Below are 12,779 nucleotides of genomic sequence, written 5' to 3' on the forward strand. Positions count from 1 at the left end.
CTAGCAGGAGGCCGCATAGCGAACGATGTCGCGCTCGACTCGGCCTTGGCTCGTCGTAGCCCGAACAGAACTACGTAGTCAACTGGAGCTTCGCTAAGCGCGAACGAATTGCGCTCTCCTGTCGTTTGTGCAGACGGGCAAGCTCAGGGCTCTCGAGGCCACTGCGATGGCCTGAACGCAGGTTCGCGTCTTCCTCCGCGCTCCAAGGCTCGTAAGCCCTGGCGTGTTTAGCGCGAATCTCGGCCACGGAAAGCGCCTTTGCACGTATACCGATATCCGGCAACGCGCGACTCGAAACCTCCGGAGGATTGTTAAGTTCTTCAGAATCCATGCCGACTCGCGCGCTCGATTCAGTTTTCACTTCACGTGCATGGCTTTGGCACTCCAGTGTGAGCCGACGTACGTGTAATGCGGCGGTAGCCAAAGCACACACCAGCCCTAGTGACAGCGCAATCCAGACCGTTTCGAGACCCAGGAATCTGGCTGCAAACATCCCCGCAATACTGAGGATTCCGAGAAGAACGATCATGACACTGATCAACATCACATTCCGACAGCTCTCCCAAACCGAGATAAGTACTGGGATGGCAAAAAGCCAAACGCACACAAATACGACAAAATCCACAACCGGTATTTGAGCCGCGACTCCAGCGGAAGCCGACACTATGGCCGTGACAACACCCGTGACTATGGCCGCAATTATGGCCGATACAGATGAGTGCTTGGCCTCCGCTAGGACTGTCCTTCTAACGATGCTCCCGGTACCGCCGGGCTGCCCAGTCATTTACGGGACTCCTCTTCGGATCCCCCAAAAAGCACGTCTTCAAACCCTGGCATAACTCGCGAACTACCCAATTAGCTTTCCCCCAAGTACAAATAACCACGATTCGCGCATCTTCAGCCGAAGCACCTTTCCAACCTGCATGACGTGTCGACAACTTCCGTCGTTACTTAACTATCTCGGTAGCCAGGGCGCCAAAATACCGCCTAGTGCCCCCCGAACTGGGCTGAAAGCGCAAAATATGCCCAATTGAGCAGCGCTCTGGCACGGTCACGCGAGCCACATAGCGCGCTCACTCCGAATCATTGCCCGACCTACTCGGCCCCAAGAAGGTCATTACTCAGAGTGAAATCACTCACCGAAAAGGCCCAATCGACTAGGCGAAGCTCCGGAAGGACCGAAACCACCCTGGAAACAGAAAATCGCTCCCGATTCTCATAAAGAGCGATTCTTTGTGGGCAGTTTTGCCTGGAGTTTCGAGAACGGCCCTCTGGTTTTTGGGCGGGCTGACAGGATTTGAACCTGCGACCCCCTGAAGGCTGTAGCCTTAACTCGGTTTTCACCGAATGTCTCCGAAAACTCGCGGATTCCCTTGTGTTTACAGGGAACCGGGCGGTTCGCTGATTCCTAAGTACCCGGTCGATTTTGGTCTGCTGAAATTGATTCTGATGGGTAGATGATGGGCATTTGAACCGCTTTTGGCGATCGCTCAAAGCCTGCGACCAGCATCGGTCGTGGGTCGATAAGGCCGCCCTCAGGCTGCGCCACCTCTCTGACGCGCCCCCGGATAGCCGCCATACCCTACCTAGCTCCCGTTCAGACCATGCCGACGTGTGTCGAGCGCAACCTTGAAATGACTCTCAGCGGCATCGATCACCGTCGTTGGCGTCGCCGGATCGAACACGCGCAGCAGGGAGAAACGGAAGCTGGTCGGTTGAAGGCCGCGCAGCTTGACGTTGCCACCGTGTCCGTTGGTCGCGTACGCACTCCACCGCTGACGTATGCGCTCAGCCCCGTCCGCCTTGCCAACGTACTGGCGCCCATCAACGGTGTCGGTGATCAGGTAGACGCCGGCAACTGACGCGAGCGCGGTGCGCCACGAGGCGTATCGATGTTCACGCATGACGGCTTGGAGTTGCGCGTGATCCAAAACGAGCCGGTCGAAGCCAGGGAAGGGTACCGGCTCTGCATCAGCGATGCCCATCACCGGGTAGCTTGCGGCAGTGCTGGCGCGCATCCACCAGCTGCGCGGCGATCGCCAGCCGATCACCAGGCGGCTTCGAAGGTCGGCCATGTGCTCAGACTCGACCAGGTCGAAGGTCCGTCGCAGCCCATCATTCGAGATCTCGCCGCGATTCTCAAGGACGGCCCAGAGCCGCGCCTGGTCTCCGCCTTCCTTGATGAAGATGCCCCAGAAGCGAGGCGGAACGGCCGGGAATCGCTGCGTATTCGCGGACTGGTTGCGCGTGTACTCAAGAATCTCCGCATTGGTGGAATCCGCGTGGATGCCTGATATACCGCTGTCCTCGTGCTCCCGCACGTACGCATGGCGGATCACCAGGGCATCAACGGGAGCGATACCCGCGTCAAGCAAAATCGAGCTAAGTGTCAATGTCATCAGGAACTCTCTCTTTTATGTTCCAGAGTGCGTGACTGTTCCCACCCAGCCTGCTTTGGAGACACCGGTCATGGCTTCACGATGCGTTGTTCGGCCATCTTGCGGATGACATCGAGGAAGGTCGGAGCGTATTGACCCCAGGATTCACTGATCTTGTCCAGGTCGAGCTTGCCGGTATGAACTTGTTCACACAGACGCAGCCATCCCTCGCCGGTGGCGACCGTAAGTGCGAATGCGACGCCCGCGCTCACAACGCTCCCTGCACCGGGGATCAGCTTGAAGAAGCTGCGCGCCAGCGCCTGCCCGGTGATCTGTATGCCCAATTGCGCAAGGGCACCCGCGGAGAGCATGGTCTTAAGCTCGAGGTCGTAGATGGCCGCGATACGTCCCATCATCGCCAGTTGGATCGGCGCCAGAATCGCGGCATCCGCGACAGGAACGGGGATCGCGGCGGCTGCGGCGGCTGCTGATGCGGCCGCGGTGATGACCGGGCGAGCCATCTCGCGCTTCCAGGGGAGGTTGAGTCGCTGAGCGATGCGAAAGGCATCCTTCTCGTTCTCCGGGGAGAGTGTGAGGGTTTCCGTGACGAGCTCACCGAGGCCGTGCCCCTTGCCCTTTCCGTGCTTTCCCTGCGCCGATGTCAGGATGACGCGTTGGATCGGGATGTCGACCGGCTTATCGTTCTCGTCGACGGGGTTCTCGAGCCAATTGCGAAATTCCTCGACATCGTCCGGTGCCGTGCGCTTGCCGGTGACCGGGTTCTTTATCCAGTCCACTTTTGTGAGGACGAGGACGACTGGCAAGCCGGCGGCATCCAGTTCACGGATCATGTCGATGTCAGGTTCGGTGAGCCTGGGGAGCTGAGACAGCACGCAGTACAAGACGACCGAGATCTGCTCGATGGAAGGTCGCTCTGTGACTGTTTTGAGGTGGCGTCGGAGGATGTCTGCGGGTGCTTCGCGCGAACCGATCTCGAAGCCTTCCAGATCCCAGATTCCTAGCGACTCATCGTTGTAGTAGTGCACGCCACGAGTGACGGGCAGGCCTTTGCCGACCTTTGCCAGGTCGCGCCCGAACACGGCATTGACTAACGAGGATTTTCCCACGCCCGTCCCACCAACGACAGCAAGATTGAATCGGCCGTACCGGGACTTCGCATCTGCGTTCGCCTCGATGAATGGCTTGTCGTCGATTTCGGACACTATCACCGCGCGATCTTCTGACTCCGTCGCCATTGTGGGATTCTCCTTCTTTTCGTTTCGGAATGTCACTGCGCGAACTCGAATTCGAATTCGACCGTGATGGTCGGGTCGACGGCGGTGACAATGTCGGTATAGAACGCCTGGGCTTCCTCTTCGAGGAGGTCAGTGTTCTCGATGAAGCACTCCTGCCTCTTCTCGGCCTTGAGGAACTTCTCACGCGAGATGCCATTAGGACGTCCACATCTGGCTCCCCCACAGTTGGCTTGTGACCGAGCATAGGGCCAGGTGCCGACGCTCTTCCTTCGTAGCGCTGCTGGTGCCTCTTGAATCTAGATCTGGATGCGAGCAGATGGGGGTCCCGCGGTGACACCCGAACGTTGGTTTGCAAAGGGGTCTCTTCCCTCCGCAAGCCGCTTCGCAGCCTCAAGTGCGGCACGAGCACGAGCGGCATCACGTCGCTGGGCCACTGTTTGCGGGGCGGGCCGAGCCGACGATTGCGTAGCGTCCCGGTACGCCGCCGCCGTGCACGCGTACTGTCTCCATGCGGTGGACGCTGATCAACTTGGGAAGGCCCCGAGCTCCCGCAGGAGAAGATCTTCTTCCACGGAGCGCCGCGTTCGAAAGGTGCACGCGCACATCGCGTGCCGGTGTGCGCAGAAGCCGATGTCCCGGTTCGCGGGTCCGAAGTTGGAATCAGGCGGAATTGGTTGCTGCGGTGAAGCGTAGCTTGTGCTCGATCGGGGTGGCGTAGTCGAGCTTCGAGTGGCGACTGGTGCGGTCATAGCAGATATCGATGTACTCGAAGATCGCGTTCGTCAATTCGAGCCTTGTGCGCCACGTCTTCCGGTTGAGCAGCTCGATCTGCGTTGATGACCAGAACGACTCCGTCATCGAGTTGCCGCAGCAGCCGCCAATCGTCCCGAAGCAGGGGCGATAGACGCCACAACTGGGGGCCGGCGGATGCATGGCTAGTCGCTAAGGTTCGTAGGATGGACTGGACCGATGCCGAACAACTCGGCAAGCTCTTCAACACAATCGCACCGAACCTCACGGCAGGGCTACTGGCACTTTTCGGCGTTATCGCACTATTCGCTTTACAGCAGCGAGCGCAGCGGAAGGCAAACCTTAACCATCGCCAAGACCAGGCCGTCGCCGTCTTGTTCGAAACGCTTACCGCAGCCCGAGACACATACCTCGGCGACGCCAAGGCATCCCGCGAATCAGCCTCAAGGATGTTCGACTTGAGCTGGAAATTTCGGTGGGCCCTGGCCGAGAACGATGATGTCGGCAAATGGGCGATGACTGTACTCGCGACGGAAATATCTTCCATTACTCTCGAATCCACTAAGGAAGAGCGACGTTCGACGATCGACCATACGATGATTGATATATCGACGAAGCTGAGCGAATGGCGAGGCGGCAATCGAAAGGCCAGCTGGTTCGCGAAGGAAAATGCGAAGGCCGAGCGCCAGCACACGAAATGCTCCTCGGGCAGGGCAGTCCGCTTTCGATGGCCGGTTCAGCTGATCGAGAAAACCGCGGTCTAGGTTTACCGCCAAGGGAGGGGCCTCAGAATGGGGGTATCGTCCATTGAAAGTGCGTCATTAGGCTTGGCGAGTCCGCTCCCAGCATGGACTGCTGCTCCCAAAATCGCCGGCAAAGAATGCAACCATTCGAGCGCGGACTAACGAACGAACAGACGAGGCGTGCAGCGCAGCGATGCCGAATTGGGAATTCCGAACTCCTGGCCTCGACCGTTTCAACACCGTGGTGCCCCTCGCAACCAAGCCAATCTGAAAGGTTCTCATGCCTCTCCAAGAGCCGACTCGTTCCGCCGCGACGGAGTACGCACGCAACGACCTCCCGGGCGACGTCGCCTGGCACGTGGACTACTTTGACTTCATCAGCGACCTGGATCTTCAACATCGAATTGGTCAAGAGTTTTACGCGGCTAGGTACCTCTACAAGATGTGGGAGGGGTTCCGGATCGAGGAGACCTGGGCGACCCAGGCCCAAGTCCAGTTGCAGGTCCAGCAGTATGCGTCCATTTACGAAGCGTCCCTCCACCACCTTCTGTTCACCGAAGCAGCCGACGAACCTGAAGTGAAACGCCTCTTCGAGTACGAGGCGTTGGTGGAGCGTCCCTTGCCTGGTCACATCATGGACCGGATTAAGAGCCTCAATTCGGGCGACTCCAATGAGGTCGTCGGGGCGGTGCGAACAACGCGCCGCACTCAAGAGTCGAAAATCCGATTCGATAGCAAGGTAGCGGCGGCTGTGGCGTTGGGAATCATCAACGAGGATCTCGGTAGCGAGATTGCCGGCTTCTATACGGCTCGGAACTACATACATATCCACGCGGAGCTTCGGCAGACCGACTTAGAGTGGCAGATTTCGTTCGCTCGAGACGCGTACAGGCGCTTACTGCCCTTCAAGACCCAGGCATCGACATGGCTAATGGAGCGGTCGTCAACGCTCAGGCTCTGACCGGACTGATTAGTTTGTCCCCGACTGGTCAACTGACTGGCGCTACGCCAGGACGGTGTGGTGCGCAAGGTTGCGAGCGCCACCTAGAAGGGCGCCCACCTGCAATCATGGGCTCATGGCGACCATCGAGACCTACGGCTATGAAGCGCGCGGAATCCTCTCCAGCGCCGGCTGGTCCATCCTGGATGCCCAAGAGCACGTTCGACCAGTGCCGGGGCCGTACTCGATTCACGCAGCCGCGGAGGTGTGGCGCGAATTAGGCCTCCTGCATCGCGCGGACATCCCGCTGTATGTGGGCAAGTCGGAGTCGAGCCTAGTCGGCCGGGAGCTGGGCCAGCACTTCGCGATCCACCCGGCCAGGCAGGTGCGGACCGGGAGTTCGACCGTCCGGCGTTCGTTTGCAGCGCTTCTGTGTGAACCGCTTGGACTTCGTGGAGTTCCGCGTAACAAAGACAAACCAGAGCGCTTCGCCAACTTCGGTCTGGAGCCGGAGGGCGATCGCAAACTGACTCTATGGATGCACGCTCACCTCACATTGTCAGTCTGGCCTATGCCGATGGAATTGGTCGTTTCGAAACTCGAAGCCGTAGAGGTGGACGTCATTCAATCGTGGCGGCCCCCGCTGAACATCAAGGACAATCCGGACCGACTGCAATGCCTTCGGGAGGCGCGCGCCCGCCTCGCGGCAGAAGCACACGCGTGGGCGCTGGCCGCCGAGGGGATCGAGTAGGGCGATGGCGTCGATCGCTCGTTGAGTGGTGCGTACTGGACATGGGAACCCATTGGCGGATAGTCATGCCCGGGCAACGACCACCAGCGCATACCGGTATTACCTGGCTGGCTACTAGATCTGGATGCGAACAGGCGGAAGATCCGCGGTGAGACGCCCTCGCTGTATCACGAAGGCGTCTGTCTCCTCCGCAAGCCGCTTCGCGGCCTCAAGCGCGGCACGAGCACGAACGGCATCGCGTCGCTGGGCCACGGTGTGCGGGGCGGGGCCGAGCGCGATTGCGCCGACGATTGCGTAGCGGTCCCGGTATGCCGCAACCGTGCAAGCGTGCTGTCTCCAGCTGGTTGTCACCTTTCGGTGTGGGACGGCCCCCAGTTCCCGGGTCCACGCGGCTCCCGCGAGGAGTGCTTCGTCGAGAACGGCGCTCGCTCGCGCTTCGATCAGGTCGCTGCGCTCTTCGAGGGCTTGGCGCATCTCCGCGGTCATTGGTCCTGATGCTTTCGGGATGAAGCCCGCGATCAGTCGTGGAGTCTTGCGCGATCGACCCGCGCCACCACCACCAGCGACCACCATGGCTATCCGGGAGCAAAGGACGGCCGCCACGTCCTGGGCGTCGTCCAACCCGCGTGCTGCAACTCCGCGAGCGAGCAGGCTCCCGACGTCGAGATGGTGGGCTTCGGCTCGCCGGAGTTCCGCGGTCAGCGCCCCGAACGCCGGCGACTCGATGGCGTCGTCGGCCTGGCCTGGTGAGAGCCCACCGCCGCGCACCAGTGCCGTCCACCTGTCGTGCTGCGCGGCGGCCGCGATGGTCTCGTACTCTGCCGCGAGTTGCGCCACGGAACCCCAGTCATCCTGCTGCGCCACGATCGTCTCGTGTGCGGACAGTTCGGCGCCGACGTGCTTGAGAACCCCGCAGAGGATGCTGCGTGCCGTCGCGTCTTGGTCATCGCCCGGTCGCGGCCCGACGTGGGCCACGTCGGGTCGGTCGACGGCGACGTAGGCGGTGTTCGCCTCGCGACCTCGCGTCATCGCCACGTAGAGGTTCTCGCGCGTCATGCCAGCGGTCACCACGACGTGAGCGGTGTCGGTCGTGATGCCTTGCGCACGGTGCGACGTGAGCGCATAGCCGAGTTCGAGGTGGTGGGTGACGTAGTCCGCGGGAAGCAGCACCGCGCTCCCCCACCGGCGGCCATGCCGGCGAACTTCGACCGAGCCATTCCGGCGCACCCCAATCACGGTCCACCGATCGCCGTTGCGCACCCAAGATCGGGAACTGCGAAGCTGCCGGTCGTTTCGGCGTGTGATCACCGTGTCGCCGGCTGCCGCACGGTTTCCGTCATGAAGGGCGACCTCGCGCATCGCATCGACGCGACCCTCGAGGATGAGTTCCGTGCGAGCGCGTGCATTCAAGGATGCGACCGCCTCGTTCGAGTCACTGATCAGCACGGTCTTTCTGCCGGCTCGGCTGTCCGCGCGCCAGGCCGCGTAGGCAGCATCCGCCATCGACTCGGTGGTGCCACCGCTCACCCTGTCGTGCGCGATGTAGCGGTCGATCGCGTCGGGGTCGCCCTGGCGCAGTCCGAGGGAGGCTGTCTTCTCCCACTCGTGTCTGAAACGGTGCACGTCGACGAGTTCGGGGGCATCCGCCCGGCTGTGGACCAGCATTGAGAATGCGCCTCCGGCGTCCACCGAGTGGAGTTGCGCGTAGTCGCCGACCAGCAGAACCTTGGCGCCGGCGCTCGCGGCAAGCGCGGTGATCCGATCCAAGGACAGCGTGCCCGCCAAGGAAGCCTCGTCGACGATCACGAGTTGGCCGGCGTGGAATGTCGCTCCGTGGTCGAGATGGTTGTGCCACCATTTCGCCAGGTTCTCGGTTGTGACGCCGAGATCCTCCGCGAGCACTTGAGCGGCGGCGGCCGAGGGAGCGAGCCCCACCACTGAGCCCGCACCATGCGCTGCCTCCCACGCCTTCCGTAGCGCGTTCATCGCGGTCGTCTTGCCTGCACCGGCCGGACCCACCAGAACATCAAGAACCCGCCCTGAGTCGACGATCGCTTTGAGTGCTGCAACCTGGTCGTCGGCAAGCATTGCGCTACCGGGCAGCCGCGTGTGCGAGTTGGCACGGAGCGTCGCCACGGCGACTCGCGGTCCGGTCGTGTCCGCAGCACGCTCCAGCAGCCGAGATTCCGCGTCGAGCAGCTGTGTCGAGGTGAAGAGGGTGGTGTGCTTCGGGCGGAAGACCGACGTACCGTCGGCACGCCGGAACGCGGCAGGGCTCAGCGCGAGCTCGGGTGGCGTGATCCGCAACGAGGCCCGCTCTGCGGCATCCACGACGAGGCCGATAACGGCTTCGCGATCAGACGCCGAGACGAATCGATGTTCCATCATCTGGCGGGCTGCCTCGGCGGCGAGATTCCAATGCCGCCAGGTCGTGCGTTTCTCGCTCACCGCCGCCATCACGCTCGACCCGAGCGCATCGATCGCCTCCCGCGGCACATCCTCTGCACGCAACATCGGCGCCGGGGAGTTTGCGGCTGACGCGATCGCCCACTTCTTCGCATCGTCTCCCAGCACGTGCGCTGCTCGTTCACGCCACGTCGCGGTGAGTTCAGCAAGGGAGCGCACGTCCTTCGCGGGCCGCGTGGTGAGAGTCGCCTGCGCGCGGAGCTTCATGATCGTCACCGGGCCTGGACGGTGGCCGTGTCTGCTCAGGTATGCGTCGATCAGCGCGTCGGTCGCGGTATCGATGTGGCGCGACCGCGTCGAGAACTCCGCGACGAGCGCCTCCGGCACGGTACTGATCGACAAGGCGGGGTGGCGATCCCTCCCCCGGTCTCGCATCTCCCACCGCACGCCCAGCGATCGCGTCAAGGCGTCGGCGAACAAGGATTCGTGCAGTTCGGACAGCGCGACAACGGCCGCGTGCATCGGCCGGCCGTCGAGAGAGCGCCACTTGCCGTCGAGCACGGTTTGCACCTTGTTACTGATCACCACATGCGTGTGCAGGTGCGGGTCGCCGGCCCGGCTATCGAAGTGGTCGAATGCCGTGGCGATCAGCCCCGTCACATCGACTTGCGCAATGGCTCCGTCGTACGCCGTGGCACCTGTCCTCGTCGCCGCCACCTCGCGCTCCATGTATGCGACCACTTCGGCAACCGCCGCATGATGCGCCTTCGCAATCCGCGCCTGGGTAGCTACGTCTGCCAAGCCCCAGAGGATGCTTGCCGACTTCGGAATCGAGAACGTGAAATCGTACCCGGCGACCGCACGTCGCTGGGCTCCCGGCTGCTGGCCGTTGCCGTTCGGCGCTCGATCTGCTGGGCTTCGGTACTCGGGATAGGCGCGACCGAGGGGCGCGCCGTCGACCGGGTCGCACCCCGACCCGATCAGTCTCTGCAGCTGGGCCTCCGTGACTTCGGCGCCCTCGATGATGCGACTGCTGCCGAGGCCCGGGAGTCCGCTTCCCATCCAGCGACCCGGTGGCGTTCCCTGCGCGCTGTAATAACGAGTCAGCGGCGTTGATAGCGACCGCTGACCGTCGCCGGCAGCGACGGTGCGCAGCAAGTACTTGTAGCCATCGCCGGCGCTCATCACTCGCATCGACACCGTCACCGCGCGCTCCTTCGCTATTGCTTAGGAGGTGCGCCGCCTCGATCTGCAAGAGGCGTGGCCATTCATTCTGGAGCCCTGGGGCAGTCGCTCGATACCGCGATTCTCAGGCGAGCGGGTGTCAGGGACCGGGCCTGCCGGATTGTGACACCGGGCCGGTCAACGGTTCATCGAGCCCGTGTCAGGCTGGGAGCGCGCAACAGGGGTCGAAACGTCATCTACGAAATGCGATCTCATCCGGGCGACTCGGGGACGATTTCACCCGATGCTCGCTGTGATCTGCGACGCCTGGTTTCGACCGCAGTACGTCGGCGATCTCTTCCTCCGGACGCGGTGCGGTGGTCTGGTCGATCTCGAGCTCTGGTGCGGACGACTCATCCGCGCTGGGAATGTGATTGTGAGAGGAATGATCGAATTGGAGTGCCACGGCGAATCCTCGGTCGGTAACCGCTACGGCGTATGTGGTTTCACGCCAGGCGTGGCGCTCACAATTCCATTCATCCGACCATGATGCCAGCCACCCAAACGGTTGACCGGGCTGGGCCGATTGCAGCGCTTATGCCAGAATTTCATCCCACCATGAGCGAGCTCCAGGCGTCCCCCGCGGCTGCGTAACTGCCACAATCGGGGTGGCATCCAGGGCAATCCCATCTTCAAAGGCTCTTAGCCATGCGTGCGCCATCTTGCGCCGCTGATCCATCGCCAGGGCGATATGAATGGCAAAGACCGCGACCACGATATACGTCAGGCCGGCCCCCACCATGCCGATTCGAAGAAGCAAACCGACATCGCTCACCGTCAGAACAACCGCGACGATGGAAACGATGATCGCGGCCATGGTGATCATCAGTTGCGAACTCGCCGGTTCAGCCCATCGCCTTAGGCCGGTGAGGACCGCAAGACGCGCGTCGGGTCGTCCGCGGGTGTCTTCGATGAAGCGGAGAATTTCGGTTGACGTTGGCCAGTCATCCTTGCGTGGCCAACTATCAACTGCTGCTTCTGGAAAGCCCTCGGGCATCCAGGTGAGGTGTCTCCCGAACCCTCGCGACCCTCTCACGCGCCGACGTTCGATCCTCCGCGCTTTGTTGGTTGAGCCAGTCACCGGGCGCCCACCGTAGTGGTGTGGACAAGAGGATCCGAAACCGACGTCATGTCCATAACTTAGCGGCGGGAAAGCGGCTGCGCGGACGCTAATGGAACGTGAGAGGTACTGAAACCTCGAACTGGGATGAGCTCGAGGTCAGCTTGTTCGACGACGAAGGCACCTTCATCAAGGTATGGAGCCAAGCTGGTGGGCACTCGCGCGGCTCGCTATTGAGAATGAGATTATGAGGTTGGGCTCATGATCTGGGGATTTCGAGATCCGCCGACTAGTGCGAGTTTCCAAAGAGTTCCGAGTAATCAGATTCCGCGTGCAAACGGTGGAACACCCAGCCGGACTCGATAGCCCAGTGGTAAATCTCTCCAGTTCCGCCGTCTAGCCAGATGTCGGTAAGACCGGGCGGAGCTACAAAGGTTCCCCACGTCAGAAAGGACGGCGACGTCGGCAGCAAGCCACCTTCGTTTCCCATACTTGCCAGGAGGAGATAGAGATGCTGCCTCGTCGCGGAAAGCAGTTCGGCTTCACGCTGAAGTTTGGTTCGTTTCCTGCCGACCAGCGTGGAGGTACTGAGGAATCGAGTAAGACGGTCGAGATACGGCTCATCAGCGGTTCCGGGAGCATTCGTGCTCCAACTCGTGATTGCGACTCGGGGCATAGTGGCATCGGTGTCGCGACGAAGGAATAGCCATTCTGCGGATGATGAGAAAGCGTGGTCTTTGCCTGCGGCATCGAGAGCGACTAGCTCGGCTGCAATCTGAGAGGCGAGAGACTCGAGTGCCGGAGTTCTGTCGGGGGTAGCCCAGCCATGGCGAAGGTGGAAGAGCCACGCAAAACCGCCCTCGTATAGTGCTTGCACCTTGGAAACCAGAAGCGCCACCCGGCGACGTTCACGCTCGTATTCCGTGTGAAGCGTCGAAGTGATCTCGACGACTTCGACAACCCCCTCCTTGTGTTCGAGCACGATGTCCGCTGCCCCCTGAAGCCCGTTCCGATCACGCCAATGAGGGACGAGGGTCGTAAACACTTGCAGGTAGCTTGCCGCTCGGATGTCGTCAGTATCCGCTTCTTCGAACTCTTTTTGAGTGCGTCGTTGCGCGTCGGCAGTCAGGGACTCCCAAGCTTGGTTCAGAGTGGTGCCCTCAGTACACCAACCTTGAAGCATGTTACGTTGCGGCACGTCAGTCATCTTCCTATGTCCCAAATGTTCGGCGGTTCGCTGGGTAATCCAAGCAGCTTGAAAGCCCTCGACG

General features: G+C 61.5%; 9 protein-coding genes and 1 pseudogene. 3 read left to right on the plus strand and 7 right to left on the minus strand.

Annotation, left to right across the window (positions count from 1 at the left end; all coding sequences use genetic code 11):
- Nucleotides 1–70: 70 nt before the first annotated feature.
- From AB4Y63_RS01625 to AB4Y63_RS01640, 4 genes and pseudogenes are all read right to left on the minus strand, one after another.
- Nucleotides 71–625, minus strand: a complete 555-nt coding sequence (locus AB4Y63_RS01625; RefSeq protein ID WP_441789284.1) for a hypothetical protein — start codon at nt 623–625, stop codon at nt 71–73.
- Between the two features lie 961 nt (nt 626–1,586).
- Nucleotides 1,587–2,399 (minus strand): GIY-YIG nuclease family protein, encoded by an 813-nt coding sequence (locus AB4Y63_RS01630; protein ID WP_441789285.1) that lies wholly within the window; start codon nt 2,397–2,399, stop codon nt 1,587–1,589.
- A 68-nt stretch (nt 2,400–2,467) separates the two neighbouring features.
- Entirely contained in the window at nt 2,468–3,634 is a 1,167-nt protein-coding gene (locus AB4Y63_RS01635; RefSeq protein ID WP_441789286.1) for a YcjF family protein, read from the minus strand.
- A gap of 660 nt (nt 3,635–4,294) precedes the next feature.
- Nucleotides 4,295–4,531: pseudogene (locus AB4Y63_RS01640) on the minus strand (IS3 family transposase); the annotation flags it as partial.
- Nucleotides 4,532–4,590: 59 nt separating this feature from the next.
- Here AB4Y63_RS01640 and AB4Y63_RS01645 point away from each other — a divergent pair.
- From AB4Y63_RS01645 to AB4Y63_RS01655, 3 genes are all read left to right on the plus strand, one after another.
- Nucleotides 4,591–5,148 carry a hypothetical protein gene (locus AB4Y63_RS01645; RefSeq protein WP_441789287.1) on the plus strand — a complete coding sequence of 186 codons (558 nt, stop codon included), beginning with the start codon at nt 4,591–4,593 and terminating at the stop codon, nt 5,146–5,148.
- A 259-nt stretch (nt 5,149–5,407) separates the two neighbouring features.
- Nucleotides 5,408–6,088: a hypothetical protein gene (locus AB4Y63_RS01650; protein ID WP_441789288.1), complete on the plus strand. Its 681-nt coding sequence runs from the start codon at nt 5,408–5,410 to the stop codon at nt 6,086–6,088.
- Nucleotides 6,089–6,203: 115 nt separating this feature from the next.
- On the plus strand, nt 6,204–6,818 hold the full coding sequence (locus AB4Y63_RS01655) for a GIY-YIG nuclease family protein (RefSeq protein WP_441789289.1): 615 nt from the start codon (nt 6,204–6,206) through the stop codon (nt 6,816–6,818).
- A 114-nt stretch (nt 6,819–6,932) separates the two neighbouring features.
- Here the strand turns inward: AB4Y63_RS01655 and mobF are convergent, their stop codons facing one another.
- The 3 genes from mobF to AB4Y63_RS01670 form a co-directional block, all read right to left on the minus strand.
- Entirely contained in the window at nt 6,933–10,418 is a 3,486-nt protein-coding gene (gene mobF / locus AB4Y63_RS01660; protein WP_441789330.1) for a MobF family relaxase, read from the minus strand.
- A gap of 565 nt (nt 10,419–10,983) precedes the next feature.
- Nucleotides 10,984–11,445: a hypothetical protein gene (locus AB4Y63_RS01665; RefSeq protein ID WP_441789290.1), complete on the minus strand. Its 462-nt coding sequence runs from the start codon at nt 11,443–11,445 to the stop codon at nt 10,984–10,986.
- Between the two features lie 352 nt (nt 11,446–11,797).
- A complete protein-coding gene (locus AB4Y63_RS01670) occupies nt 11,798–12,715 on the minus strand; it encodes a hypothetical protein (protein ID WP_441789291.1) in 918 nt (305 codons plus the stop codon).
- Nucleotides 12,716–12,779: the final 64 nt, after the last annotated feature.

The organism is Leifsonia sp. YAF41 (assembly GCF_052113185.1).
Lineage (GTDB): Bacteria > Actinomycetota > Actinomycetes > Actinomycetales > Microbacteriaceae > Cryobacterium.

Bases quoted from the DNA above. Each gene is read 5' to 3' on its own strand.
- AB4Y63_RS01630 (WP_441789285.1), bottom strand. From the start codon at position 2,399: ATGACATTGACACTTAGCTCGATTTTGCTTGACGCGGGTATCGCTCCC.
- AB4Y63_RS01635 (WP_441789286.1), bottom strand. From the start codon at position 3,634: ATGGCGACGGAGTCAGAAGATCGCGCGGTGATAGTGTCCGAAATCGAC.
- AB4Y63_RS01645 (WP_441789287.1), top strand. From the start codon at position 4,591: ATGGACTGGACCGATGCCGAACAACTCGGCAAGCTCTTCAACACAATC.
- AB4Y63_RS01650 (WP_441789288.1), top strand. From the start codon at position 5,408: ATGCCTCTCCAAGAGCCGACTCGTTCCGCCGCGACGGAGTACGCACGC.
- AB4Y63_RS01655 (WP_441789289.1), top strand. From the start codon at position 6,204: ATGGCGACCATCGAGACCTACGGCTATGAAGCGCGCGGAATCCTCTCC.
- mobF (WP_441789330.1), bottom strand. From the start codon at position 10,418: ATGCGAGTGATGAGCGCCGGCGATGGCTACAAGTACTTGCTGCGCACC.
- AB4Y63_RS01665 (WP_441789290.1), bottom strand. From the start codon at position 11,445: ATGCCCGAGGGCTTTCCAGAAGCAGCAGTTGATAGTTGGCCACGCAAG.
- AB4Y63_RS01670 (WP_441789291.1), bottom strand. From the start codon at position 12,715: ATGACTGACGTGCCGCAACGTAACATGCTTCAAGGTTGGTGTACTGAG.